The organism is Rhodoferax koreense (assembly GCF_001955695.1).
GTDB lineage: Bacteria > Pseudomonadota > Gammaproteobacteria > Burkholderiales > Burkholderiaceae_C > Rhodoferax_B > Rhodoferax_B koreensis.
Window position 1 is genome coordinate 478044 of the sequence record NZ_CP019236.1, and the last position, 25960, is coordinate 504003.

Here is a 25960-nt window from a genome sequence, read left to right on the forward strand (position 1 = left end):
ACGGAAAACGCCGTCTTTGCCGGGTCAGGGCCCGTCCAGCCCGAAGCGTTCGCGCAGCGCCGCGCAGAAAGCCGGCCTGCCGCTGATCGAAACGCTGACCGTATGCCGCGGTTGGCCGGGTGCGCCGGGCACGGCGGTGAGCCGCTGCGCCACGGGGTCAAAGGCCAGGGTCTGCCGCTCGCTGGTCTCGACCAGGCTGCCCAGGTCCACGTCCCAGTCCGCCTCCTCGTCGATCGGCCCGGGCTCGCCGAACTGCGCATGCGCCCATCCGAGCACCGTCGCCACCTCGGCATGCAGCGCCGCGAGTTGCTCCGGCCACGCCGCGGCCATGGCGTCGAACACGCCGTTGCCGGCGTCGTCTTCGCTGTAGTCGAAATCGAGGTAGTGGAGTTGCATCAGCCCGCGCCGAACTCGTCTCCGAGCTCGCGTGCGCGCTGCTCGGCGGCGCGCATGGCCTGGATGAACTGCGTCTTGATGTCGGCCTGCTCCATGCGCGTGATGGCCGCAAAGGTGGTGCCGCCTTTGGAGGTGACGCGCTGGCGCAGGACCTCGGGTGGCTCGGTGGAGCGGCGCGCGAGCTCGGCGGCGCCGGCGAAGGTGCCCACGGCGAGCTGGTAGGCCTGCTCGCGCGGCAGGCCCATGTCGGTGCCGGCCTGGGCCATGGCCTCCAGGAAGTAGAACACGTAGGCCGGGCCGGAGCCTGACAGCGCCGTCACCGCGTCGAGTTGCACTTCTTCCGCCACCCACAACACCTCGCCGGTCGGCGCCAGCACGCCTTCGATGCTGCGGCAGTCCTGCGCCGTGACACCGGGCCGGGCGAACAGCGCGGTCATGCCCTGGCCGACCAGGGCCGGCGTGTTGGGCATGGCGCGCACCACGCGTTCGGTGCCGAGCCAGTGGGCGATGCTTTCGCTGCGGATGCCGGCAGCCACGCTCAGGTGCAGCGCCTGCGGGGTGTGGGCGCGGACCTGCAGCGCGGCTTCCTTGAAGGTCTGCGGCTTCACGGCCCAGACCACCGTGCCGGCCTGGGCCAGCGCCGGGCCGGGCGCCTCGTGCGCAGTGATGCCGAAGTCGGCGGCGAGCTTGGCGCGCGCTTCGGCCCAGGGTTCGACGACGGTGATCTGGTCGGCGGCCAGGCCTTGCTGGATCAGGCCGCCGATGATGGCGCTGGCCATGTTGCCGCCGCCGATGAAGGCGATGTGCGCGGGAGTGGTCGGGGGGGTGTTGCTGGTCATGGTGTGGTTTCCAGGAATTCGAAGGCGATCAGTTGCGTGGTCTGGGCGGGATTGAAATTGTCGTCGCTGACAAAGACCAGGGTGCGGTGGCCGGGTTGGCCGTTCGCACCCGTGAGGCGCGGCCCCCAGGCCATGCCTTCTGTATTGTCCAGTCGCCTCAGGCCGGGCCGGCCGTCCGGCTGGGGGCCGACGAAGGCCGAGAAATCGGCGAGCAATGTCTTGGGCATCGGCGACCAGTTCGTAGCCGGGGAGGGCGGCATCAATCGCGCCTCGGTCAGCGTGTCGCTGCCCTGGCGCGTATCGACAAGGTACAGCCGCAGCGAATTGCCCACGCCCATCATGTAGGCGCGCTCGAGCACCAGCAGCCGGTCGGCGTCCACCGCCAGGATCTCGCTCACGCCATTATCGGCAAAGCCGATGGCGGGCGCGGGTGCCTGGGGGATCGCATCCGGCACATAGGCGCGCTGGGCCGTGGCCTGGCCGGTCGCGAGGTCGAAGCGCGTGACGCGGCACGGGCCACCCGGCGCGCCGACGCTGGGCTCGGGGCCGTCCTGCACCAGCGCGTTTTCCATCGCCACCCAGGCTGCGCTGCCGTCGGGCGTGAGCGTGAGGCCTTCGAAAGCGAGGTTGTCGCGCGGGCCGCTCTGGCCCGACGGATCGGCCCGGAAATGGGCGGGCAGCGCAAAACGGCGCAGTTCCCGGCCGTCGGCCGCCATCTCGAACAGGGCCGGATCGCCACCGCGACGCACGTCGCCCTCGCTGGTCCACAGCAGGGTCTGCGTCTGCGGCCGCCAGCGGATCGCCTCGGGGTCGGGCACCTCGGCCCGCGGGTTCTGGCGGCGGCTTGGATAGGTACGGCCGTCCGGCTGGCGCAGCGGCACGGTGTCCACCAGTTCCGGCGCGGCCAGGCCTTGAGCGGAAATGGCCAGCCGCAACGTGTAGAAGCGTGCGGGCTGATGTTCGGAGCGGTCGTCGCTGATGGCCACCCACAGGTCTTGCCCGGCGTCGTAGTCCAGGCCCGACAGGCCGCCGACCGTCGTGCCTTTGAAGGCCAGCCGGTGCGCCAGCGTGGTCTCGCCGATCAAGCGCAGGCTGGGCATGCCGGGCGTGGATTGGAATGCCGCCTGTCGCGGTTCGCCGCAGGCCGACAGCAGGGCCGCGCTGGTGCCGCCGATCAACAGGTGGCGACGGGAGATGGCGAAGCGGGCGTTTTGGGCGCAGGGCATGGCGCCAGTCTAATGGCCGCTCAGCCGGGTGAGGGGCTGGGCGCGCCGCCCAACGGCTGGTTCAGGTCAGCGACGCCTGCCGCACCGCGCGTTCCCATTCACCCATCAGGCCCGAGGCCCGCTGCGGGCTCAGCGTCGGCAGGAAGCGGCGTTCGGCGCGCCACAGGCTCGACAATTCTTCGGTGCTGGCGTAGACACCGGTGGAAAGGCCCGCGAGGAAGGCCGCCCCGAGCGCCGTCGTCTCCGTGACCGCCGGGCGGATCACCGGGATGCCGAGCAGGTCGGCCTGGAACTGCATCAGCAGGTCGTTGACACAGGCGCCGCCGTCCACGCGCAACTCGGCCACTGGCGCTGCGCCGGCCTGCACCGCGTCGCGGCTCATGGCCTGCAACAGCGCAGCGCTCTGGTAGGCGATGCTTTCCAGTGCGGCGCGCGCGATGTGGGCGATGGTGGTGCCGCGCGTGAGCCCGGTGATGGTGCCGCGGGCCTCGGGCTGCCAGTAGGGCGCGCCCAGGCCGGTGAAGGCCGGCACCATGACCACGCCGCCGGAGTCGGGCACGCTTTGCGCCAGCGTCTGCACCTCGCTGCTGCTCTGGATCGCGTGCAGGCCGTCACGCAGCCATTGCACCACGGCGCCGCCGACGAAGACGCTGCCTTCGAGCGCGAATTCGGTGGCGGTCGTGGTCTGGGCGGCACTGGTGGTGATCAGGCCATTGTGTGAGGTCTGGAAGCCGTTGCCGGTGTGCATCAGCATGAAGCAACCCGTGCCGTAGGTGTTCTTGGCCATGCCGGCCTTGAAGCAGGCCTGGCCGAACAACGCGCTTTGCTGGTCGCCGGCCACGCCGCCGATGGGGATGGCCTGGCCCAGCAGTTCGGGCTGGATGTCGCCGAAATGCGAACTGCTGGGGCGCACTTCGGGCATCAGGCCCGGCGGGATGTCGAGGGCTTCGAGCAACTCGGCGTCCCACGCGTTGGTGTGCACGTTGAACAGCATGGTGCGAGCGGCGTTGGTCACGTCGGTGGCGTGCACCCGGCCGCCGGTGAGCTGCCAGATCAGCCAGCTGTCCACCGTGCCGAAGGCGAGTTCGCCACGCGCGGCCATGTCGCGCGCCTGCGGCACGTTGTCGAGCAGCCACTTGAGCTTGGTGCCGGAGAAATAGGCGTCGATCAGCAGGCCGGTCTTTTGCTGGATGGTGTCGGCCAGGCCACGCGCGCGCAACTGCGCGCAGGTGGGCTCGGCACGGCGGTCCTGCCAGACGATGGCGTGGTGGATCGGCTGGCCGGTCCGGCGGTTCCACACCAGCGTGGTCTCGCGCTGGTTGGTGATGCCCACGGCATGGATGTCGCCGGCCTTGAGACCGGCCTCGGCCAGCACCTGGCGGGCCGTGGCGAGCTGGGTGCGCCAGATCTCCATCGGGTCGTGCTCCACCCAGCCGGGCTGCGGGAACATCTGCGGCAACTCCAATTGGGCCATCGCCTTGATGTGGCCTTCGGCGTCGAAGACGATGCTGCGGGAACTGGAGGTGCCCTGGTCCAGGGCGAGAAGGTAGGTCATGGCGGTTTGTGGCTTCTGGAAAAGAGGTGTCAGGCCGCGATGTGGCAGCGCACCTGCGCCTCGGCGAGCAAGGCGGGAAACGGTTCGGGGATCGGCGCGTCGGTGAACAGGCGGTCGATCTGCGCGAGCTGCGCCACCTCCACCATGGCCGGGCGGTTGAACTTGCTGTGGTCGGCGGCCAGCCACACCTCGCGGGCGTGGGCGATGATGGCCTGCGACACCTTCACCTCGCGGAAATCGTAGTCGCGCAGCGAGCCGTCGGCCTCGATGCCCGAGATGCCGATGAGGGCGATGTCCACCTTGAACTGGCGGATGAAATCGATCGCCGCCTCGCCCACCACGCCGCGGTCGCGCCCGCGCAGCACGCCGCCGGCCACGATGACTTCGCACCGCGGATTCGCGCTCAGGATGATGGCCACGTTGAGGTTGTTGGTGATCACGCGCAGGCCGCTGTGCTGCAGCAGCGCCTTGGCGATGGCCTCGGTGGTGGTGCCGATGTTGAGGATCAGGGAGCAGTCGTTGGGCACCTCGGCGGCCACGGCGCGGGCGATGCGGGCCTTGCCCGCGGCATGCAGGTTTTCGCGCTGCTGGTGGGCGATGTTTTCCGTGGTCGAGCTTGGCACGCGCACGCCGCCGTGGAAACGCGTGAGCAGGCCTTCGTCGGCCAGCCGCTGCACGTCGCGGCGCATGGTCTGCAGGGTGACGCCCAGTTTGGCGGCCAGGTCGTCGAGCATGACCGAGCCCTGGGCCTGGACGGCTTGCAACAGCAGGATTTGACGGGGGTTGGGGCTCATGGCGTGCTCGGAACGGTGACGGCCGTGTGACAACAGGTCGGTATTGACGGTTGCATCGACTGTAAAACGAAAGGAAAAGAAAATTTCTAAGGGTTCGTACTAGGAAATAGCTCACACAAGCGAACAATAATTCGCAAAACCGAAAATAATGGAAGCCAAAGAGGGACGTACCGATGCAGTTGTCGCTGGAAGCCGTGAGCAAGAAAGTGGGTGCCCAGCCCTGGCTGTATGCCATGAGCCTGGCGCCCAAGCCGGGTGCGGTCACCGTGTTGCTCGGTGCCACGCAAGCCGGCAAGACCAGCCTGATGCGCATCATGGCCGGACTGGACGCACCCACGCAGGGCCGCGTGCTGGTCGACGGCGTCGACGTGGTCGGCCAGCCGGTGCGCGAGCGCAACGTGGCCATGGTCTACCAGCAGTTCATCAATTACCCCTCGCTCAAGGTGCGCGACAACATCGCCTCGCCGCTGAAGCTGCGCGGTGAAACGAACATCGCGCAGCGCGTGGACGAACTCGCCGGCAAGCTGCACATCGACATGTTCCTCGACCGCTACCCGGCGGAGCTTTCCGGCGGCCAGCAGCAGCGCGTGGCGCTGGCCCGCGCGCTGGCCAAGGCCGCGCCGCTGATGCTGCTCGACGAGCCGCTGGTCAACCTCGACTACAAGTTGCGCGAGGAACTGCGCGACGAACTCGGCGCGCTGTTCGCGGCCGGCGACTCCACCGTGATCTACGCCACCACCGAGCCCGGCGAGGCCTTGCTGCTCGGCGGCTACACGGCCGTGCTCGACGCGGGCGAGCTGCTGCAGTACGGTCCCACGGCCGAAGTCTTCCACCGGCCGCAATCGCTGCGCGTGGCGCGGGCCTTCAGCGATCCGCCAATGAACCTGGTGGCGGGCCGCCGCGCGGCCGGCGGCGTGGTGCTCGATGCCGGGCCCATGCTGGCGATGGACCTGCCCGACACCGCAACCGGTGAAGTCACGGCCGGTCTGCGCGCCAGCGCCCTGCATGTGGACGAGCGGCCGGGCGACGTGGCGCTGGACGGCCATGTCGAACTCGCCGAAATCTCGGGCTCCGACACCTTCGTGCACGTGGCCACGGTCGTGGGCGAACTCGTCGCGCAGCTCGGCGGCGTGCATTATTTCGAGCTCGGCGCGGCGCTGCGGCTGTACCTCGATCCCGCGCAGGTCTATGTGTTCGACGCGACCGGCAGCCTGCTGCGCGCGCCGGCTTTCCGGGGGCTCGTCTGATGGCCCGCATCACCCTCGACCTGGCCCATGCCTACCGCGCCAATCCGCAGCACGACAGCGACTACGCGCTGCTGCCGCTGAAGATGGAGTTCGCCGACGGCGGCGCCTACGCCTTGCTCGGGCCCTCGGGCTGCGGCAAGACCACCATGCTCAACATCATGTCGGGCCTGCTCGCGCCGTCCCAGGGCACGGTGCTGTTCGACGGCCGCGACGTGACCCGGGCCACGCCGCAGGAGCGCAACATCGCCCAGGTGTTCCAGTTCCCGGTGATCTACGACACCATGACGGTGGCCGAGAACCTGGCCTTCCCGCTGCGCAACCGCAAGCTGCCGCAGGCGCAGATCGACAAGCGTGTGGGCGAGATCGCGGAGATGCTCGAGATGAGCGGCCAGCTCAACCAGCGCGCCGCCGGCCTGGCCGCCGACGCCAAGCAGAAGATCTCGCTTGGCCGCGGCCTGGTGCGGCCCGACGTGTCGGCCGTGCTGTTCGACGAGCCGCTGACCGTGATCGACCCGCACCTCAAGTGGCAACTGCGGCGCAAGCTGAAGCAGATCCACCGCGAGCTCAAGCTCACGCTGATCTACGTCACGCACGACCAGGTGGAGGCGCTGACCTTCGCCGAACAGGTGGTGGTGATGACGCGCGGACGCGCCGTGCAGGTCGGCTCGGCCGACGCCTTGTTCGAACGGCCGAGCCACACCTTCGTCGGCAACTTCATCGGCTCGCCCGGCATGAATTTCCTGCCGGCCAACGTGGAGGGCGGCGCCTTGCTGGTGGCCGGCCTGCGCCTGCCCTTGCCGCGCGCCTTGCCCGAAGGCGCACTGCGCCTGGGTGTGCGCCCCGAATACGTCCGGCTGGCCGCGCCGCAGGAGCCCGGTGCCTTGCCTTGTGTCGTCGACAAGCTGCAGGACGTGGGCACGCATTTCATGCTGACCGCCACCCTGGCGGGCCAGCCGATCAAGGCCAAGCTCGGCAGCGAGGCCACGCTGCCTGCGGTGGGCGCCACGGTGTGGCTCAAGCTGCTCGGGCCTCACACCTGCTTCTACCAGAACGAGGAGATCGTGCCATGAGCACCGCACTGCGCAGCACGGAGGTTCGCCCATGAGCGTGACCACCAAACCCGTCAACCAGAAGGCCTGGTTCCTGATCCTGCCGGTGCTGGTCTGCGTGGCGTTTTCCGCCATCGTGCCGCTGATGACGGTGGTCAACTATTCGGTGCAGGACATCATCTCGCCCGAACGCCGCGTCTTCGTCGGCACCGAATGGTTCGTCGCGGTGATGCGCGACGAAGAGCTGCATGCCGCGCTGCTGCGCCAGCTCACCTTCTCGATGGCCGTGCTCGCGGTGGAGCTGCCACTCGGTATCCTGCTGGCGCTGGCGATGCCAGCCACGGGCTGGAAGGCGTCGGCGGTGCTGGTGATCGTCTCGCTCTCCCTGCTGATCCCGTGGAACGTGGTCGGCACCATCTGGCAGATCTTCGGCCGTTCCGACATCGGCCTCATGGGCGCGGCGCTGCAGGGCATGGGCATCGAATACAGCTACACCGGCAATGCCACGCATGCTTGGCTCACGGTGCTGCTGATGGATGTGTGGCACTGGACGCCGCTGGTGGCGCTGCTCGGCTACGCCGGCCTGCGCTCCATTCCCGACGCGTATTACCAGGCCGCGCGCATCGACGGCGCGAGCAAGTTCGCGGTGTTCCGCTTCATCCAGCTGCCCAAGATGCGCGGCGTGCTGATGATCGCCGTGCTGCTGCGTTTCATGGACAGCTTCATGATCTACACCGAGCCCTTCGTGCTGACCGGCGGCGGGCCGGGCAATGCCACCACCTTCCTGTCGCAGTTCCTCACGCAGAAGGCCGTGGGCCAGTTCGACCTGGGGCCGGCGGCGGCGTTTTCGCTGATCTATTTCCTGATCATCCTGCTGCTGTGTTTCATTCTCTACAACTGGATGCAGCGCGTCGGTACGCAAGAGAAGGAGGGTGGAAATGAATAAAGCGAAATTCCAGAAACGCACGATCTTCCTGATCGCGTACCTGCTGTTCGCGCTGTTGCCCATCTACTGGATGGTCAACATGTCGTTCAAGACGAACTCGGAAATCCTGGCCAGCTTCTCGCTCTGGCCGCAACAGTTCACCTGGGCCAACTACCACACCATCCTCACCGATCCTTCGTGGTACGACGGCTACATCAACAGCCTGATCTACGTGGGCATGAACACGGTGATCTCGCTCACCGTAGCGCTGCCGGCGGCCTATGCGTTCAGCCGGTACAGCTTTCTCGGCGACAAACACGTGTTCTTCTGGCTGTTGACCAACCGCATGACGCCACCGGCCGTGTTCCTGCTGCCGTTCTTCCAGCTGTACACCACGGTCGGACTGATGGACACGCACCTGGCCGTGGCGCTGGCGCACCTGCTGTTCAACGTGCCGCTGGCGGTGTGGATCCTGGAAGGTTTCATGAGCGGCATCCCGCGCGAGATCGACGAGACGGCCTACATCGACGGCTACACCTTCCCACGCTTCTTTCTCACCATCTTCCTGCCGCTGATCAAGGCCGGCGTGGGTGTGGCGGCGTTCTTCTGCTTCATGTTCAGCTGGGTCGAGCTGCTGCTGGCGCGCACGCTGACCAGCGTGAACGCCAAGCCCATCGTGGCCACCATGACGCGCACGGTGAGCGCGTCCGGCATGGACTGGGCGACGCTGGCCGCCGCGGGCGTGCTGACCATCGTGCCCGGCGCCATCGTGATCTGGTTCGTTCGCAATTACATCGCAAAAGGATTCGCCATGGGGCGGGTCTGATCTCAAGGAGAGCAACATGTTCGAGTGGATGGCCTGGACCTTGCCGGTCGCCATATTTTTCGGTTGTGTGGTGCTGATGCTGGCCGGCATGACGGTCTGGGAAATCAAGTCGCCGACCACGCTGCGCCGCGGCTGGCTGCCGATGGAAACCACACGCGGCGACCGCCTGTTCATCGGCCTGCTGCTCGCGGCCTATGTGAACCTGGCCTTCGTGGGCTTGAGCGGCAAGTTCGCCGAGTGGTTCAAGCTGGACGGCGATCCGTCGATCTGGATCAGCTTCGTGGTCTCGATGCTGCTGCTGGCCATCGTGATGCGCAAGGGTTGAAAGTGTTCGAGGATTCGGCTTTGTTCACCCCCGAAGCCGGGCCAGACGTCGTTCACCAAGGGGGTCAGCCAACGAGGAGACAAGTCATGAAATTGCGATATTCCGTCTGGGCCGTCGCGGCCGTGTGTGCCATGGCCAGCCATGCCTGGGCGGGCGAGGCCGAGGCCAAGAAGTGGATCGACAGCGAGTTCCAGCCGTCCACCCTCAACAAGGACCAGCAGATGGCCGAGATGAAGTGGTTCATCGAAGCCGCCAAGAAGCTGCAGGCCAACGGCGTGAAGGAAGTGTCGGTCGTCTCCGAGACGCTGACCACGCACGAATACGAATCCAAGACGCTGGCCAAGGCCTTCGAGGAGATCACCGGCATCAAGGTCAAGCACGACCTGATCCAGGAAGGCGACGTGGTCGAGAAGCTGCAGACCTCGATGCAGTCGGGCAAGTCGATCTACGACGGCTGGATCAGCGACTCCGACCTGATCGGCACGCACTACCGCTACGGCAAGATCATGTCGCTCACCGAATACATGAAGGGCGCCGGCAAGGACTTCACCAACCCCGGCCTGGACCTGAAGGACTTCATCGGCACGAGCTTCACCACCGCGCCCGACGGCCAGCTCTACCAGCTGCCCGACCAGCAGTTTGCCAATCTGTATTGGTTCCGCGCCGACCTGTTCGCGCGCAAGGACCTGCAGGACAAGTTCAAGGCCAAGTACGGCTACGAACTCGGCGTGCCGCTGAACTGGAGTGCCTATGAGGACATCGCCGAGTTCTTCAGCGTCGACGTGAAGACCATCGACGGCAAGCCGATCTACGGCCACATGGACTACGGCAAGAAGGACCCGTCGCTCGGCTGGCGCTTCACCGATGCCTGGCTGTCGATGGCCGGCGCGGCCGACAAGGGCATCCCCAACGGCATGCCGATCGACGAATGGGGCATCCGCGTGGCCGACGACAAGTGCACACCCACTGGTGCGTCGGTGTCGCGCGGCGGCGCCACCAACTCGCCGGCCGCCGTGTACGCGCTCACCAAGTACATCGACTGGATGAAGAAATACGCGCCCAAGGAAGCCATGGGCATGACCTTCGGCGAATCCGGACCGGTGCCGGCGCAGGGGCAGATCGCGCAGCAGATCTTCTGGTACACGGCCTTCACCGCCGACATGACCAAGAAGGGCCTGCCGGTGGTGAACGACGACGGTTCGCCGAAGTGGCGCATGGCGCCCGGCCCGAACGGCCCCTACTGGAAGCAGGGCATGCAGAACGGCTACCAGGACGTGGGCTCGTGGACCTTCTTCAAGGGCCATGACGCCAACAAGACGGCCGCGGCCTGGCTCTACGCGCAGTTCATCACCGCCAAGACCACTTCGCTGAAGAAGTCCATCACCGGCCTGACCTTCATCCGCGACAGCGACATCCGCTCCGACTACTTCACGCAGAACGCCAACAAGTACGGTGGGCTGATCGAGTTCTACCGCAGCCCCGCGCGTGTGGCCTGGACGCCCACCGGCACCAACGTCCCCGACTATCCGAAGCTCGCGCAGCTGTGGTGGAAGAACGTGGCCGAGGCCGTGACCGGCGAGAAGACGCCGCAGAAAGCCATGGACAACCTGGCCGACGAGATGGACAACGTGATGGCGCGGCTGGAGCGTGCCGGCATGGCCCACTGCGCGCCCAAGCTCAACCCCAAGGGCGACCCGGCCAAATACCTGAGCGACGACCATGCGCCCTGGAAGAAGCTGGCCAACGAGAAGCCCAAGGGCGAGACCATCGCCTACGACACGCTGCTGAAGGCCTGGAAGGACGGCAAGGCCCGCTGATGCAGCGCCCACAATAGCGCCCCTGAGGCCGCGCGGCCATTTCGCCCCGCGGCCTCTTTTCATGGCTTTTCAAGGTCTCGCTTTTCCGCCTTTGCCGCCTTCGCCGTCACCGAACCGTTATGACCCCTTCCACACCTTCCGCCAGCCCATTGCCCACCCGCCGCGCCGAGCTGCTCGCCCGCCTGGCCGAGCCTCGGTCGTACGACGTGGCCATCATCGGCGGTGGAGCCACGGGCCTGGGCGTGGCGCTGGACGCGGCCTCGCGCGGCTACAGCGTGGTGCTGGTCGAGTCGCACGATTTCGCCAAGGGCACTTCGTCGCGCGCCACCAAGCTCGTGCACGGCGGCGTGCGTTACCTGGCGCAAGGCAACATCGCGCTCGTGCGCGAGGCGCTGCACGAACGCACGACGCTGCTGCACAACGCGCCCCACCTGGCGCAGCCGCTGCCGTTCATCATGCCCTCGTACAAGTTCTGGGAGACGCCGTTCTACGGGATCGGCCTGAAGATGTACGACGCCTTGGCCGGCAAGGCCGGTCTGGGCCCCACGGAATTCCTGGGCCGCAGCAAGACCCTGCATTACCTGCCCACCGCGCAGCCCGCGGGCCTGAAGGGCGGCGTGAAATACTGGGACGGCCAGTTCGACGACGCGCGCCTGGCGCTGGCCCTGGCGCGCACCGCCGCCTCCCACGGCGCCTTGCTGGTGAACTACTGCGCGGCCGATGAACTCATTCACGAAGAGGGCCAACTCGTCGGCCTGCGTTGCACCGACCGCGAAGGCGGCGCGCGCTTCACCATCCGCGCACGTTGCATCGTCAATGCTGCGGGTGTCTGGGTCGACGATTTCCGCCAGAAGGACGGCGAAGCCGTGGGGCGCAAGACGCAGCCCATGGTCGCGCCGAGCCAGGGCGTCCATGTGGTGGTGGATCGCGAGTTCCTGCCCACCGACCATGCGCTGCTCGTGCCCAAGACCACCGACGGCCGCGTGCTGTTCGCCGTGCCCTGGCTGGGCAAGACCATCCTCGGCACCACCGACACGCCGCGCCACGACCTGGACCGCGAGCCGCGCCCGTTCAAGGAAGAGATCGAATTCATCCTGCGCGAGTCCGCGCGTTACCTGAGCCGCGCGCCCACGCGGGCCGACGTGAAAAGCGTGTGGGTCGGCCTGCGTCCTTTGGTCAAGCCACAGGACGATGATGGCGACAACACCAAGGGCTTGAGCCGCGAACACACGGTGCTGGTCAGCAAGACCGGCCTGGTCACCGTGACCGGCGGCAAATGGACCACCTACCGCGCCATGGCCGAGGACGTGCTGGACAAGTGCCTGGCCGCCCAGTTGCTGCAGCCGCTGCACGACAGTGTGACGGCCGACCTGCGCCTGGTGGGCGGCGGCCGCGACGGCGACGCGCCCGTACACCGCCGCATCAGCGACGCACCCGGCATCGCCGCCTACGGCAGCGAACAGGACGAAGTGCAGGCCATGCCGGGTTCCGGCAACGCCCTGGGCGGTGGCCTGACCGAAGGCATGGTGCGGTTCGCGGCGCGTTTCGAGTACGCGCGGACCGTGGAAGACGTGCTGGCGCGGCGCTCCCGGTTGCTGTTCCTGGATGCCCGGCTCGCGGCCTCGATGGCCGGGGCGGTGGCGGGGATCCTGCGAGAGGAGACCGGCGTGGATCCGCAATCCGAGGCCTTTGATCGGCTGGCCGCGTTGTATCTGACCTTGCCGGAGTGAGTCGGGACTCTCAATCCCACCTGAACAATCGTTCAATAAATACCACTTGTGACCCCGGCTGCGGCCGGCTGTAATCCGGAGCGTGAATCTTCTTCCAGACAACGCTCCATGACTCCATTCGATGCCCACACACAGGCAGGCACCAGGCCCGACGGCCTGGCGCGGGTCGAAGATCATCGTCTGCTGACAGGCCGTGGCCACTACGTGCATGACGTGTCCCGCCCCGGCATGCTGCATGCCGTGTTCGTGCGCAGCGTGCACCCGAGCGCGAAGCTGCTGGGCATCGACACATCCGCGGCAGAAGCGTCGGACGGTGTGATCGCGGTGCTCGGTGCCGCGCAACTCGCGGGGCGCACGATGCCCCCACCCAATCCGTTGCTGCCTGGCTTGAACGCACCCGCATCCTGGCTGCTGCCGATGGACCGTGTCGATGCCGTCGGCCAGCCCATCGTGCTGGTCCTCGCGACCAGCCTCGAGGCCGCGCAGCAGGCAGCGGAACGGGTGTTCGTCGACTACGAAGCCTTGCCGGCCCAGGCCGACCTGGCCGACGGCGCGCCGCGGGTCACCACGGTGCGTCATGAAGCCGGCGACCGCGTTGCGGCGGAGGCGCTGGCCGTGCACCGCGTGGCCGTGCGCCAGCAGCAGCCGCGTGTCGTCGCCATGTCGCTCGAGCCGCGCGCGGCCGTGGCGGCATGGAGCGAGGCCGATGGCAGCCTGACGGTCTGGCTGCCCTCGCAGTCGCCCGCCCGTGCGCGCGACGACCTGGCGCACACCCTGGGTCTGCCAAAGGACAAGGTGCGCGTGATTGCGCCCGACGTCGGCGGCTCGTTCGGCGCCAAGGCTTCGGTCTGCCCGGAAGACCTGGTGATCGCCTTCGCGGCCCGGCATTTGAAGGCGACGGTGAAGTGGGTGTCGTCGCGCTCCGACGAGTTCACTTCCGCTGCGCAGGGCCGCGGGGCCCAGCTGCAGGGCGCGCTGTGGCTCGATGCGGCGGGGCGCTTCGTGCACCTGGCGGCGCAGCTGCGTTTCCCGCTCGGCGCCTGGTTGCCGTTCAGCGCCGTGGCGCCGATGCGCAACGCCGCGCGCATCCTGCCCGGCCCGTACCGGGTGGGCAGTGTCGCCATCGAAGCCGGTGCGGCCCAGTCGAACACGGCGGCGGTCAACATCTACCGCGGCGCCGGCCGGCCCGAAGCCGCGCTGCTGATGGAGCGCCTGGTGGAGAAGGCGGCGCGCGCGGCTGGCATCGACCCGGTCGAGCTGCGCCTGCGCAACCTGCTGGCGGCCCAGGCCATGCCGTATGCCACGCCCACCGGCGAATCCTTCGACGCTGGCGACTACCGCGCCGCACTGGAGCGGGCCTGCGCGCGCTTCGGTTATGCGGCCGAACGCCGGGCCCAGGCCATGCGCCGCGCCGCGGGTGAGGTGGTGGGCGTCGGCATCGCGATGTATGTGGAGCCTTGCGGCCAGGGCTGGGAGTCTGCACGCGTCACGCTGCAGGCCGATGGCCGTGTGCGCGTGGCCAGTGGCTCGGCCGCGCAGGGCCAGGGCCACCAGACGAGTTATGCCGTGATCGCCGCCGAAGTGCTCGGCATCGACGCGGCCCTGGTCTCGGTGGACCATGGCGACACGGCCACCTGCCCGGACGGCATCGGCGCGCTGGCCAGCCGCAGCATGGCCATCGGCGGCAGTGCCGTGGTCGAGGCCGCACGTCAGGCCCTGGCGCGGCGCGAGGCGGGCGAGGCGCTGCCCATCGTGGCCAATGCCCGCTACACCGCGCCCACCGAGGCCTGGAGTTACGGCTGCGTGATCGCGCGCATGGCCATTGACGTCGATACCGGCCGGCCGACGATCGAGCGCATCGTCTGGGTGGACGACGCGGGCCGCATCATCTCGCCACAACTGGCCGAAGGGCAGTTGCTCGGCGGGTTGGCGCAGGGCCTGGGCCAGGCCATGCTCGAACGTATCGTCTACGACGCGGACGGCCAGCTCGTGACCGGTTCGCTGATGGACTACGCCGTGCCGCGTGCCGACGACATGCCGCCCATCGAAATCGAAAGCCTGGCCGTGCCCACCGATGCCAACCTGCTGGGCGCCAAGGGCGTGGGCGAGGCCGGCTGCATCGGCGTGCCGGCCGCATTGCTGAACGCCGCGGCCGACGCCTTGTCACCGCTCGGTGAACCAGAACTCGAATTCCCGCTCACGGCCGAACGCCTGTGGCGGGCCATGCAACACAACTCCGTGACGTCCGAACCATGAAATACAAGAAATCCGAAGCCAAGGGCTATGCGCGCGAAAACTTCCGCGGCGTCTGGGCCGCCACGGCCACGCCGTTCTGCGACGACCTGTCGCTCGACGAGGCCGGCTTCCGCCGCAACATGCGCCACTGGGCGCAGACGCTGCAGCTCGGCGGGCTGTTCGTGTGCGGCAAGCAGGGCGAGTTCTTCTCGATGTCCGTGGCCGAGCGCAAGCGAACCTTCGAGCTCGCGGTGGAAGAAGCGGCCGGGCATTGCGGCATCGTGACCTCGTGCTCGGACACCAACCTGGACGTGGTGCTCGACCTGGCGCGGCATTCGCAGGACATCGGCGCCGACTACATCGTGGTGCACAGCCCGGTGCTGCATTTCCACCATGACGCCGAGGCCACGGTCTACGAATACTACCGCCACCTCAGCGAGCAGCTCGACATCGGCATCGCCCTGTGGAACCATCCGGACTGCGGCTACGTCATGAGTCCGGAGCTCTGCGCACGCATCGCCGAGCTGCCGAACATCGTGGCCATCAAGTACAGCGTGGACCGCGCGCTCTACGCCAGGCTCACCGAGCTGGCGGGCAACAAGATCATCGTCAGCACCGCGTCGGAAGAGGAATGGCTGGACAACATCGTCGAACTCGGCTGGCGGCTCTACCTGTGCTCCACACCGCCCTTCCTGCTGCAGACCGCGAACGACCAGCGCATCAACGAATACACGCGGCTGGCCTTCGAAGGCAAGACCGCCGAGGCACGCCAGGTGCGCAACAGCCTCGAACCGGCACGCGCCGCGTTCCGCTCGGCCCGCCCCAGCGGCACGCCGCAGGCCTACACCAAATACTGGATGGAGCTGCTGGGCCAGGTCGGCGGGCCGGTGCGCCGGCCGTTGCTGAACCTCACGGAGGCCGAAAAGGCGGCCACGCGTGAGGCCTTCGCGCGCAGCGGACTGGCGAAGTAGGACGACATGCGCCTTCCGGTCACATTGCAGATCAATGGCCGCGTGGTCGAGGCCACGCTGCCGCCATCCACGCTGCTCGTGGATTTCATCCGCGAACACCAGGGCCTGACGGGCACGCACCAGGGCTGCGACACCGCGCAGTGCGGCGCATGTACCGTGCTCGTCGACGGCGCGGCCACCAAGTCCTGCAACCTGCTGGTGGCGCAGGTGGATGGCGGCGCCGTCACGACCATCGAGGGGCTGGCGGCGACCGACGGCGGCCTGCACCCGATGCAGCAGGCGTTCGGCCGGCACCATGCGCTGCAATGCGGCTACTGCACGCCGGGCATGGTGATGCGCGGCGTCGCCATGGCAGCGGAAGGCGTGCCGGCCGAGCCCGAAGCCGTGCGTTGTGCGCTCTCGGGCAACCTGTGCCGCTGCACGGGTTACCGCGGCATCGTGGACGCGGTGTGCGAAGGCCTGCGCCACATGCGCACACTGGAAGGGCGGGGCGCATGAACGGCTTCGAATACCGGCGGCCGGCCCGGCTGGGCGAGGTGCTCGACGGCCTGCGCGGCGACGCCGAGGCCAAGCTGCTGGCGGGCGGCCAGAGCCTGCTGGCGGCGATGAAGCTGCGTTTTGCCGCACCGACGTTGCTGATAGATCTGCAGGGCCTGCCGGCGCTGAAAGAGTTGCGCGCGGAGGGTACTGGCCTGTGGATCGGCGCCATGTGTTGCCACGCCAGCGTGGCGGCGTCAGCGCTGGTGCGCGAACGCGCGCCTGTGCTCGCCGCGCTGGCCGGTGGCATCGGCGACCAGCAGGTGCGCAACCGCGGCACGCTGGGCGGCTCGATCGCCAACGCCGACCCGGCTGCCTGCTGGCCCGCGGGCGTGCTGGCGCTGAACGCCACCGTCTGCACCGACCGCCGCGAGATCGCCGCCGACGACTTCTTCACCGGCCTGTTCGGCACCGCCCTCGAAGCCGACGAGGTGGTCTGCGGCGTGCGGTTTCCTGCGATGGCGCAGGCCCGCTACCTCAAGTTCGAACAGCCGGCTTCGCGTTTCGCGCTCACCGGCGTGGCCGTGGCGCGCCACGTGGATGGCGTGCGGGTGGCCGTGACAGGCCTGGGCAACGGCATCTGGCGCTGGGCCGCGGCCGAGCAGGCCCTGTCGCGCCGTTTCGAGGCCGCTGCATTGCAGGGCCTGGCGATCGACCCGGCCGAGGCCTCGGGCGACATCCACGCCACCGCCGAATACCGGGCCCACCTGGCCGGCGTGCTCACGCGCCGCGCCGTCCAAGACATCAGCAGCACGCTTCCATGAACTACGAAGGCCACCAACTACTTTCCCATCCCGCCGCCGACGTGTGGCAGGCATTGCTCGATCCGGAGGTGCTACGTGCCTGCATTGCGGGCTGCGAACGGTTCGAGCGCCTGGGCGAATCCGAGTACAAGAGCATGGTGAAGATCAGCATTGGCCCGGTGTCGGCGCGCTTCGCCAGCACGATGACGCTGGCCGAAGTGGTCGCCCCGCAGAGCTGCACCCTGCAGTTCGCGGGACAGGGCGGCGTTGCCGGCTTCGGCAAAGGCTCGGCCAGGGTCTTGCTTACGGCGCAGGACGGCGGCGCGCACACCCGGCTCGACTGGTCGGCCGATGCGCACATCGGGGGCCGGCTGGCGCAGATCGGCTCCCGGCTCATCGAGGCCACGGTGCGCAAGATGAGCGAGGATTTCTTCGAACGGTTCGCCGCGCAGCTGGCCGCCCGGCCGCCGCAGGCGGATGTGCCTTCGCCGGTGGCGGAGGTGCCCGTAGCGCCTGCCGCATCGGCCAGGCCGCCGGTCCAGGCCTGGGCCCGCGCGGTGGCCGTGGCGTTGGCCGCGGGCCTGGTCTATTGGCTCTGTTTCAAAGGCTGAAGTGTGATGGCTCAACGCATCGTGTTGATTGGATACGGAGCCATCGGCCAGGCTGTGCGGCGGCTGTTGCCGTCGACGGTGGAAGTGGTCGCGGTGCTGGTGCGCGACCGTGCGCATGCTGCGGCGCAGGCGCCGGATATGGCCGACCTGCTCGTGACCAGCCTGGCTGAAGCCCTGGCGCGGCGCCCCGACCTGGTGGTGGAATGCGCCGGCCACCAGGCCGTCGATGCTTTCGGTGCGGAGGTGCTCGGCGCCGGTATCGACCTGCTGCTGTCGTCGGTGGGGTCGCTCGCCGACGCCACGCGCGAGCAGCGCCTGCTGGACGCCGCGCGGCGGGCCGGCCGGCAACTGATGCTGCCCGCGGGCGCGATCGGCGGCATCGACTGGCTGGCCGCAGCGCGCGGCGCCGGGCTGCAGCGGGTGCTGTACCGGTCGCGCAAGCCGCCTGCCGCCTGGGCGGGCAGCGCAGCCGAAGCCGCCTGCGACCTGGGCGCATTGACCGGCGCCTTCACCTTCTTCCACGGCACGGCGCGCGAGGCCGCGCTGAAGTTCCCGCGCAACGCGAACGTGGCCGCGACAGTGGCGCTGGCCGGCCTGGGCTTCGAAGCGACCGAGGTCCAGATGTTGGCCGACCCCGCGGCCGAAGGCAACGTGCACGAAATCGAAGCCAGTTCGTCCGGCGGCTCGATCGCCCTGCGCATCGTCGGCCAGCCCGATCCCCGCAACCCGCGCACTTCGGTGATGACGGCGCACAGCCTGGTGCGCAGCATCCTGAGCCGCGGCGCATCCCTGGTCATCTAATTCCATTCACTCAGGAGAACACCATGAGGAAACCCATCAACTTCCCGCGCTGGATCGACGAGCACCGGCATCTGCTCAAGCCGCCGGTGGGCAACCAGCAGGTCTGGCGCGATACCGACTTCATCGTGACCGTGGTCGGCGGGCCGAACCAGCGCACCGATTTCCACGACGATCCGTACGAAGAGTATTTCCACCAGTTTCGCGGCAGCGCACATCTGCTGATCGCCGACAGGGGTAAATACGAACGGGTGGACCTGCACGAAGGCGATATCTTCCTGCTGCCGCCGCACGTGCGCCATTCGCCGCAGCGCCCCGATCCGGACAGCCTTTGCACCGTGATCGAGCGCACGCGCCCCGAAGGCGTGATCGACGCCTTCGAATGGTACTGCGCGCAATGCGGCGGCCTGGTGCACCGCAGCGAGGTGCAGTTGCAGAGCATCGTCGAAGACCTGCCGCGCATCTATGCCGATTTTTACGGGTCGGCACCAAAGTTGCGTGCGTGCCCGGCTTGCGGCACCGTGCACCCCGGGCGCGACTGGCAGGCCTGGCACTCGTTGCGCGAGGCGGCCGCAGCGGCGCAGGGGGGCGGGGTGGAGTGAGTGATAACCCGCTATTGACAGTAATTTGTTTATGTCTAAACTAATTAGGACTAAACAATTTCCGTGTTCTCTTTAACAGCCAAGGAAAGCCAAATGAAATTCAAGTTGAACCGCATGATCGTGCTGCTGGGCCTGGCGGCCTGCGGCTTGTCGGTGCATGCGCAGCAGGCGGTCAAGATCGGGTTTCTGGGCACCTTGTCGGGCCCGGCGGGCGCGCTGGGCCAGGACCAGTACGACGCCTTCATGCTGGGCGTGGAGCACTTGAACGGCAAGTTCGGCGGTGCCACGGTGCAGGTCATCAAGGAAGACGATCAGCTCAAGCCCGACGTCGGCGTGCAGATGGCCCAGAAGCTCATCGAGAAAGACAAGGTGGCGATCATCACCGGCGTGACCTTCTCCAACGTGATGATGGCCGTGCACAAGCCGATCACCGAGGCGGGCGTGGTGCTGGTCGGCTCGAACGCCGGTCCGACGCCGCTCACCGGCAAGGGCTGCAGCCCGATGTTCTTCTCGACCTCCTGGAACAACGATTCGCTGCACGAATCCATGGGCCAGTACGCCACCGATTCGGGCTACAAGAAGGTCTACATGATGGCGCCCAACTACCAGGCCGGCAAGGACGCCATCTCCGGCTTCAAGCGCTTCTACAAGGGCCAGGTGATCGACGAGGTGATGACGCAGGTCAACCAGCCCGACTACTCGGCCGAGATCGCCCAGCTGCAGGCGGCCAAGCCCGATGCGGTGTACGTGTTCTATCCCGGCGGCATGGGCGTGAACTTCGTCAAGCAGTACCAGCAGGCGGGGCTGCTGGGCAAGGTGCCGCTGCTGTCGACCTCCACCGTGGACGGCACGACGCTGCCCGCACTGAAGGAGATCGCCGTGGGCGTGGTCACGGGTTCGCCGTACAGCCCGGACATCGACAATCCGCAGAACAAGAAGTTCGTGGAAGACTTCAAGAAGAAGTACAACCGCGTGCCATCGCTGTACGCGGCACAGAGTTACGACGCCGCCATGCTGCTCAATGCGGCGCTGACCAAGACCGGTGGCAAGGCCGACGACAAGGAAGCCTTGCGTGCAGCCATCAAGTCGGCCGAGTTCAAGTCGGTCGCCGGCCCGTTCAAGTTCAACACCAACCAGTTCCCGGTGCGCAACTACTACCGCGTGGACGTGGCCAAGGACGCGAGCGGCCAGGCGGCCTTCGTGAACAAGGGCGTGGTTCTGAAGGACCATGCGGACGCGTATTTCAAGGACTGCGCGATGAAGTAGGAGACCGCGCAGGTCTCACCTCCGTTTTCGTCGCTTCGACATCCCGCCTTCACGTGCCCTCGCTGCTGCCATGAGCCTTTCCCTTTTCACCGTCCAGATGCTCAACGGCCTGCAGCTGGGGGTGTTGTTGTTCATGCTGTCCGCCGGGCTGACGCTGGTCTTCGGCATCATGAACTTCGTCAACCTCGCGCATGGCAGCCTCTACATGATGGGCGCCTACTTCGCCGCGGCGGCGTATGTGCGGTCCGAATCCTTCGTCATCGCGGCACTGGTGGGCATCGCCGGCAGCGCGGCGCTGGGCTTCGCGATGGAGCGCATCGTGGCCGCGCGGCTGTATGCGCGCGACCACCTCGACCAGGTGCTGGCCACCTTCGGCCTGATCCTGTTCTTCAACGAGCTGGCGCGCTGGATCTGGGGCGCGTCGCCGTATTACATGAACGTGCCGCAGGCGCTGTCGGGCACGGTGAGCCTCTTCGGCATCTCCTATTCGGCCTACCGCTTCGCCATCATCGCCGTGGGGCTGCTGGTGGCGCTGGGTTGTTACCTGCTGATCAGCAAGACGCGCGTCGGCATGCTGATCCGTGCGGGTTCGAGCAACCCCACCATCGTGGCCGCGCTCGGCATCAACATCAAGCTGTTGAACGCGGCGATCTTCGCGCTCGGCGCCGCATTGGCCGGAGTGGCGGGGCTGATGAGCGGGCCGATCCTGTCGGTGCAGCCCGGCATGGGGGAGCCCATCCTGATCACCGCGATGATCGTCATCGTGATCGGCGGCATCGGTTCGGTGCGCGGGGCGTTCTATTCGGCGCTGATCGTGGGCCTGATCGACACGGCCGGCCGCGCCTTCCTGCCGATGCTGCTGCGCGGCATCCTGGACCGCAGCACGGCCCAGGCGGCGGGTCCCGCGCTGGCATCGATGCTGATCTGCATCTTCATGGCTGCCGTGCTGGCGCTCAAACCCCAAGGTCTTTTTCCGGTGAAGAACCAATGATGCGCAGCGTCTCCTATTCCAGATGGTTCGTGGCGCTCGTGGTCTTGCTGCTGCTGTTCGTGCCGCAATACGCACGCCTGGCCGGCGAACCTTTCGCCTTGACCTTCGTGAGCCGCGTGCTGGTGTTTGCGCTGGCCGCCATCAGTCTCAACCTGGTGCTCGGTTTCGGTGGCATGGTGAGCTTCGGCCACGCGCTCTACATGGGCCTGGGCGCCTATGCGGTCGGCATCCTGGCACAGCACGAGATTGGCAACGGCTGGATGCAGCTCGGCGTGACGGTGCTGGCCTGCGCGGCGGTGGGCGCGGTCACGGGGCTGATCTCACTGCGCACCTCGGGCATTGCCTTCATCATGATCACGCTGGCCTTCGCGCAGATGTTCTATTACCTGTTCGTGAGCCTGAAGCAGTACGGTGGCGATGACGGCCTGTCGGTCACGCTGCGCAGCGACTTCGGCCTGTTCAGCCTGGGCTCGCCGGTCACGCTGTACTACGTGGCGCTGGCGCTGGTGCTGGCGGTGCTGTTCGGCATGTACCGGCTGGTGGGCGCCCGCTTCGGCATGGTGCTGCGCGGCTGCCGCATCAACGAGCGGCGCATGAAGGCCATGGGCTTCATGACGCTGCGCTACAAACTCACGGCCTATGTACTGGCCAGCGTCATCAGCGGCGTGGCCGGCCTGCTGTATGCCAATCTCACGGGTTTCGCCTCGCCGGCGTACATGGCCTGGACGGTGTCCGGCGAACTCATCGTGATGGTGGTGCTCGGCGGCATGGGCACGGTGTTCGGCCCGCTGCTTGGCGCGCTGGTGCTGCTGTTCAGCGAAGAGGTGCTGAAGACCATGACCGACCACTGGCAGATGGTGCTCGGCCCGCTCATCGTGCTGGTGGTGCTGACCGCGCGGCGCGGCGTCTACGGCTACCTGCTCGATTGGGATGGCCGCCGGGCGCGGCGTGCGATCAAGGCGGAGGCGGTGCGATGACCCCGATCCTCAAGATCGACAGTCTCGTGAAGCGCTACGGCGGCTTGCTCGCCACCGACCACGTTTCGCTGACGCTGGGGCGGGGTGAGCTGCACGCGATCATCGGCCCCAACGGTGCCGGCAAGACCACGCTGATCGGCCAGCTCGGCGGCGAGGCCCGGCCCGACAGCGGCAGCATCGAATTCGACGGCCAGGACGTGACCGCGCTGATGCCCGCGCAGCGGGCACTGCGTGGCCTGTCGCGCTCCTACCAGATCACTTCGGTGTTCCCCGAATTCACGGTGCTCGAGAACGTGGCGCTGGCGATGCAGGCGCATTGCGGCCACAGTTTCGGCTTCTGGAAGCCGATGCTGCGCCAGGCCGAACTCACCGCGCCAGCCCTGCGGGCCATCGAGCAGGCCGGGCTCGCGCACCGCGCCGAATCCCCCGTGGCCGACCTGGCGCACGGCGAGCGGCGACAACTCGAGCTGGCCATGGTGCTCGTCGTCGAGCCCAAGCTGCTGCTGCTCGACGAGCCCATGGCCGGCATGAGCCACCAGGAATCGGGCAAGGTGGTGGCGCTGCTGCAAAGCTTGAAGGGACGTTACGCCATGCTGCTCGTCGAACATGACATGGATGCGGTGTTCGCGCTGGCCGACCGCATCTCGGTGCTGGTCTACGGCCGCATCATCGCCACCGGCACCCCGGCCGAGATCCGGGCCAACGAAGAGGTGCGCACGGCCTACCTGGGTGACGAGACCTTGCCCATATGAATTCACTTCTTCAAATCAGCGATCTCGAGGTCTGTTACGGCGACGCGCAGGCGCTGTTCGGCGCGGCCGTGTCCGTGGCCGAGGGCGAATTCGTCACCCTGCTGGGCCGCAACGGCATGGGCAAGACGACCACGGTGCGCGCCGCCACCGGCATCATGGGCTCGCGCAAGGGCCGGGTCGAATTCGCAGGCCAGGACGTGTCGCGCTGGCCGTCCTACAAGATCGCGCGTCTGGGCATCGGCCTGGTACCGGAGCAGCGCCAGGTGTTTCCCAATCTCACGGTCTACGAGAACCTGGTCGCCACCGCGCACAACCGGCTGAACCGCAAAGACCCGTGGACGCTGGCGCGCGTCTACAAGCTGTTCCCCCGGCTGCAGGAGCGGGCCGGCAACCTTGGTGCGAACCTTTCCGGTGGCGAGCAGCAGATGCTGGCCATCGGCCGCGCGTTGATGACGAATCCACGCCTGTTGATCCTCGACGAGGCCACCGAAGGCCTGGCGCCGCTGGTGCGCGGCGAGATCTGGGATTGCCTGCAATCGCTGAAGAACACCGGCCTGGCCGTGCTGGTGATCGACAAGAACATCGGCCCGCTGCTGCGCATCGCCGACAGCCATTTCATTCTGGAAAAGGGTCGTACGGTGTGGAGCGGCAGTTCGGCGAGCCTGCTGGCGGCGAAGGACGTGATGAAGGAGACGCTCGGTGTCTGAATTTCCCTGGCAGCGCATGGACGCTGAAGAACTCGACCGCCAGTACAACGCACGCGGCACGGTGGCCGATGTGGATGTGTTCCTCCGGGAGTACCACGATGCCTCCACACCGATGTACGCGCAGCTGCCCTGCGTGCGGGACGTGGCGTATGGAACGAGCCCGGATGAACGGCTCGACCTGTTTCCCGTGCCGGGCCGGGCGGACGCGCCGCTGTTCGTGTTCATTCACGGCGGCTACTGGCGTGCATTGGCGAAGGAAGACTCGGTGTTCATGGCGAAGAGCTTCACCGAGCGCGGCATCGCCGTGGCTTCGTTGAACTACGGGCTTTCGCCGCAGGTGCCTCTTGAAGAGATCGTCGCGCAGTGCCGGCGTGGCATGGCCTGGCTCTATCACCATGGCGGACAACATGGCGTGGACGTGAATCGCATCGTCGTGGCCGGCAGCTCGGCCGGTGGCCACCTCGGTGGCATGCTGCTGGCCACCGGTTGGCAGGCCGACCTGGGGCTACCCGACCGGATTGTGCAGGGCGGGGCGCTGATCAGCGGCCTGTTCGATCTGGCGCCGGTGCAGCAGACGCGGCCCAACCAGTGGCTGCAACTCGACGAGGCGCGCGCACGCGCCTTGAGCCCGATCCATCTCTTGCCACCGACCGGCACACGACTGCTGATCGCTGCGGCGGCAGCGGACACGGGCGAATTCAAGCGCCAATCGACGCAATACGCCGAGGCCTGCCGCACGCACGGCTGTGCGGTCGAAGCGATGGAGATCGCCGGCCGCAACCATTTCGATGTGATCATCGAGTGGATGAATCCCAAGGCGCCAATGACCCGCGCCACCTGGGCGCTGTTCGACTAAACGCTGGTCATCGCTTCTTCGCAGTTTTGCGGGCCGGTGCCACGGGCACTGCGGCCGCCGTCATACCCTGCCGGAAATGCGCGAGAAAAGCCTCGCACGGGGCCGAGAGCCGGCGCTGCGGCGCGGTCAATGCCACGATGTTGCGTTGCACCACCGGTGCCGTCATCGGCACGGCCACCACGTCCACGGCGCGTGTCCGGTGCAGCGCGTAGGAGGGCAGGATGGAAATGCCCAGTCCGGCCTCGACCAGGCCCACCGCCGTGCCGACATGGGCGACCTCGAAGGCCGGGCGCAGGGTTTCGTTGACTTCGGCAAAGCCGCGCTCCACGAGCGTGCGCAGGCCGCTGCCGTGGCGCAGCAAGACCAAAGGCTCGCCAGCGAGTTCCGTCCAGCGCACTTCGCGCCGTTGGGCCAGCGGATGGCCGGCGGTGCAGGCCAGCATCAGGCGATCCTGGTACAGCGCGGTGGCTACGAGGTCGGGAATGTCCTCGTCGGCGGTGCAGACGCCGAAATCGGCCTGGCCGCTGCGCACGGCCTGGGCGATGCCGTCGGGCGTCAGGTCGAACAGATTGACTTCGATGCTGGGAAAGCGCAGGCGGAAGCTCGCCAGCAGCGTGGGCAGCAGCGTGGCGGCCAGCAGCGGCGAGGTGGCCACGGCGAAACGGCCGCTGCGCCGGTCGGCAAACTGGCGTAGGCCGTCGAACGCGGCATCGAGGTTGTCGAACACTTTCTCGATCGATGGCAGCAGTTCCGCACCGGCGTCCGACAACGCCATGCGCCGCGTCGTGCGCTCGAACAGGCGCACCGCCAACTCGCCCTCCAGGCTGCTGATCAGCATCGACAGCGCGGAGCTCGTCAGGTGCAGGCGTTGCGCGGCGCGGGTGATGCTGCCGTCCTGCGCCACGGCGACGAAGGCACGCAACTGACGCAGCGTCACGCCAGAGGGAGGGCGGGATTTGGAGTCGATCATGAGAAAAGAGAGGCGGTCTCTGCATAGTCAGCTATGAAGAATATAGCAGTCCTCGGTCGTCTGACCGATGGATTCCCGAAACTCCGCCCGCGGCGTGCCATGTAGCCACACGCAAGCCGTCAGCGCGAACACAGTAGTTGACAACTTTTCGAGCCACATGCATAATCGAAGGCTTCGCTCCAAAAAGCGATGCTTCTGCCCAATAAGAAGCGCCA

At 67.4% G+C, this 25960-nt stretch carries 26 protein-coding genes; 20 read left to right on the forward strand and 6 right to left on the reverse strand.

All coding sequences use genetic code 11. The annotated features are described in order from the left end of the window. Window positions 1-24 precede the first annotated feature (24 nt). The 5 genes from RD110_RS02255 to RD110_RS02275 all read right to left on the reverse strand — a co-directional run bounded on the left by RD110_RS02255 (window position 25) and on the right by RD110_RS02275 (window position 4810). Window positions 25-396, reverse strand: coding sequence for a hypothetical protein (locus RD110_RS02255; RefSeq protein ID WP_076196299.1), 372 nt, complete (start codon window positions 394-396; stop codon window positions 25-27). Continuing rightward, on the reverse strand, window positions 396-1235 hold the full coding sequence (gene proC, locus RD110_RS02260) for a pyrroline-5-carboxylate reductase (protein WP_076196301.1): 840 nt from the start codon (window positions 1233-1235) through the stop codon (window positions 396-398). The genes RD110_RS02255 and proC overlap by 1 nt, the downstream gene beginning before the upstream one ends. Further along, window positions 1232-2461: an esterase-like activity of phytase family protein gene (locus RD110_RS02265; RefSeq protein WP_076196303.1), complete on the reverse strand. Its 1230-nt coding sequence runs from the start codon at window positions 2459-2461 to the stop codon at window positions 1232-1234. Before RD110_RS02265 ends, proC begins: the two co-directional genes overlap by 4 nt. Before the next feature lie 61 nt (window positions 2462-2522). Beyond that, window positions 2523-4016: a glycerol kinase GlpK gene (glpK, locus tag RD110_RS02270; protein ID WP_076196305.1), complete on the reverse strand. Its 1494-nt coding sequence runs from the start codon at window positions 4014-4016 to the stop codon at window positions 2523-2525. 29 nt (window positions 4017-4045) lie between these two features. After that, window positions 4046-4810 carry a DeoR/GlpR family DNA-binding transcription regulator gene (locus tag RD110_RS02275; protein WP_076196307.1) on the reverse strand — a complete coding sequence of 255 codons (765 nt, stop codon included), beginning with the start codon at window positions 4808-4810 and terminating at the stop codon, window positions 4046-4048. A 173-nt stretch (window positions 4811-4983) separates the two neighbouring features. On the opposite strand from RD110_RS02275, the gene RD110_RS02280 reads away from it, so the two are divergent. The 20 genes from RD110_RS02280 to RD110_RS02375 all read left to right on the forward strand — a co-directional run bounded on the left by RD110_RS02280 (window position 4984) and on the right by RD110_RS02375 (window position 24775). After that, window positions 4984-6057 carry an ABC transporter ATP-binding protein gene (locus RD110_RS02280; RefSeq protein ID WP_076196309.1) on the forward strand — a complete coding sequence of 358 codons (1074 nt, stop codon included), beginning with the start codon at window positions 4984-4986 and terminating at the stop codon, window positions 6055-6057. Then, the gene (locus RD110_RS02285) at window positions 6057-7127 is read left to right on the forward strand and encodes an ABC transporter ATP-binding protein (protein ID WP_076196311.1); all 1071 of its coding nucleotides are present in this window, start codon (window positions 6057-6059) and stop codon (window positions 7125-7127) included. Before RD110_RS02280 ends, RD110_RS02285 begins: the two co-directional genes overlap by 1 nt. 31 nt (window positions 7128-7158) lie before the next feature. Then, a complete protein-coding gene (locus RD110_RS02290) occupies window positions 7159-8052 on the forward strand; it encodes a carbohydrate ABC transporter permease (RefSeq protein ID WP_076196313.1) in 894 nt (297 codons plus the stop codon). Then, window positions 8045-8857, forward strand: coding sequence for a carbohydrate ABC transporter permease (locus RD110_RS02295; protein ID WP_076196315.1), 813 nt, complete (start codon window positions 8045-8047; stop codon window positions 8855-8857). Before RD110_RS02290 ends, RD110_RS02295 begins: the two co-directional genes overlap by 8 nt. A gap of 16 nt (window positions 8858-8873) precedes the next feature. Further along, complete coding sequence (locus RD110_RS02300) at window positions 8874-9182, forward strand: DUF2160 domain-containing protein (RefSeq protein ID WP_076196317.1); 309 nt, start codon at window positions 8874-8876, stop codon at window positions 9180-9182. A gap of 86 nt (window positions 9183-9268) precedes the next feature. Beyond that, window positions 9269-10999 carry an ABC transporter substrate-binding protein gene (locus tag RD110_RS02305; protein ID WP_076196319.1) on the forward strand — a complete coding sequence of 577 codons (1731 nt, stop codon included), beginning with the start codon at window positions 9269-9271 and terminating at the stop codon, window positions 10997-10999. Window positions 11000-11118: 119 nt separating this feature from the next. Next, window positions 11119-12729, forward strand: a complete 1611-nt coding sequence (locus RD110_RS02310) for a glycerol-3-phosphate dehydrogenase/oxidase (protein ID WP_076196321.1) — start codon at window positions 11119-11121, stop codon at window positions 12727-12729. A 108-nt stretch (window positions 12730-12837) separates the two neighbouring features. Continuing rightward, a complete protein-coding gene (locus RD110_RS02315; RefSeq protein WP_076196323.1) occupies window positions 12838-14985 on the forward strand; it encodes a xanthine dehydrogenase family protein molybdopterin-binding subunit in 2148 nt (715 codons plus the stop codon). Further along, window positions 14982-15935, forward strand: coding sequence for a dihydrodipicolinate synthase family protein (locus RD110_RS02320; protein ID WP_076196325.1), 954 nt, complete (start codon window positions 14982-14984; stop codon window positions 15933-15935). The genes RD110_RS02315 and RD110_RS02320 overlap by 4 nt, the downstream gene beginning before the upstream one ends. A 6-nt stretch (window positions 15936-15941) precedes the next feature. Continuing rightward, the gene (locus tag RD110_RS02325; protein ID WP_076196327.1) at window positions 15942-16433 is read left to right on the forward strand and encodes a (2Fe-2S)-binding protein; all 492 of its coding nucleotides are present in this window, start codon (window positions 15942-15944) and stop codon (window positions 16431-16433) included. After that, window positions 16430-17236: an FAD binding domain-containing protein gene (locus RD110_RS02330; protein ID WP_076196329.1), complete on the forward strand. Its 807-nt coding sequence runs from the start codon at window positions 16430-16432 to the stop codon at window positions 17234-17236. Before RD110_RS02325 ends, RD110_RS02330 begins: the two co-directional genes overlap by 4 nt. Continuing rightward, on the forward strand, window positions 17233-17826 hold the full coding sequence (locus RD110_RS02335) for an SRPBCC family protein (RefSeq protein WP_076196331.1): 594 nt from the start codon (window positions 17233-17235) through the stop codon (window positions 17824-17826). Before RD110_RS02330 ends, RD110_RS02335 begins: the two co-directional genes overlap by 4 nt. Window positions 17827-17832: 6 nt before the next feature. Continuing rightward, window positions 17833-18627, forward strand: a complete 795-nt coding sequence (locus RD110_RS02340; RefSeq protein ID WP_076196333.1) for an aspartate dehydrogenase — start codon at window positions 17833-17835, stop codon at window positions 18625-18627. A 23-nt stretch (window positions 18628-18650) separates the two neighbouring features. Next, entirely contained in the window at window positions 18651-19226 is a 576-nt protein-coding gene (locus RD110_RS02345) for a 3-hydroxyanthranilate 3,4-dioxygenase (RefSeq protein ID WP_076196335.1), read from the forward strand. Window positions 19227-19319: 93 nt separating this feature from the next. Then, the gene (locus RD110_RS02350) at window positions 19320-20492 is read left to right on the forward strand and encodes an ABC transporter substrate-binding protein (RefSeq protein ID WP_083686066.1); all 1173 of its coding nucleotides are present in this window, start codon (window positions 19320-19322) and stop codon (window positions 20490-20492) included. 70 nt (window positions 20493-20562) lie between these two features. Continuing rightward, on the forward strand, window positions 20563-21483 hold the full coding sequence (locus tag RD110_RS02355; protein WP_076196337.1) for a branched-chain amino acid ABC transporter permease: 921 nt from the start codon (window positions 20563-20565) through the stop codon (window positions 21481-21483). Further along, window positions 21483-22460, forward strand: coding sequence for a branched-chain amino acid ABC transporter permease (locus tag RD110_RS02360; RefSeq protein WP_076204265.1), 978 nt, complete (start codon window positions 21483-21485; stop codon window positions 22458-22460). The genes RD110_RS02355 and RD110_RS02360 overlap by 1 nt, the downstream gene beginning before the upstream one ends. After that, entirely contained in the window at window positions 22457-23212 is a 756-nt protein-coding gene (locus tag RD110_RS02365; RefSeq protein ID WP_076196339.1) for an ABC transporter ATP-binding protein, read from the forward strand. Before RD110_RS02360 ends, RD110_RS02365 begins: the two co-directional genes overlap by 4 nt. Then, window positions 23209-23919, forward strand: coding sequence for an ABC transporter ATP-binding protein (locus RD110_RS02370; protein WP_076196341.1), 711 nt, complete (start codon window positions 23209-23211; stop codon window positions 23917-23919). The genes RD110_RS02365 and RD110_RS02370 overlap by 4 nt, the downstream gene beginning before the upstream one ends. Further along, on the forward strand, window positions 23912-24775 hold the full coding sequence (locus RD110_RS02375; protein WP_239467153.1) for an alpha/beta hydrolase: 864 nt from the start codon (window positions 23912-23914) through the stop codon (window positions 24773-24775). Before RD110_RS02370 ends, RD110_RS02375 begins: the two co-directional genes overlap by 8 nt. Window positions 24776-24782: 7 nt before the next feature. On the opposite strand, the gene RD110_RS02380 is transcribed toward RD110_RS02375, so the two are convergent. Next, window positions 24783-25745 (reverse strand): LysR family transcriptional regulator, encoded by a 963-nt coding sequence (locus RD110_RS02380; RefSeq protein ID WP_076196345.1) that lies wholly within the window; start codon window positions 25743-25745, stop codon window positions 24783-24785. Window positions 25746-25960: the final 215 nt, after the last annotated feature.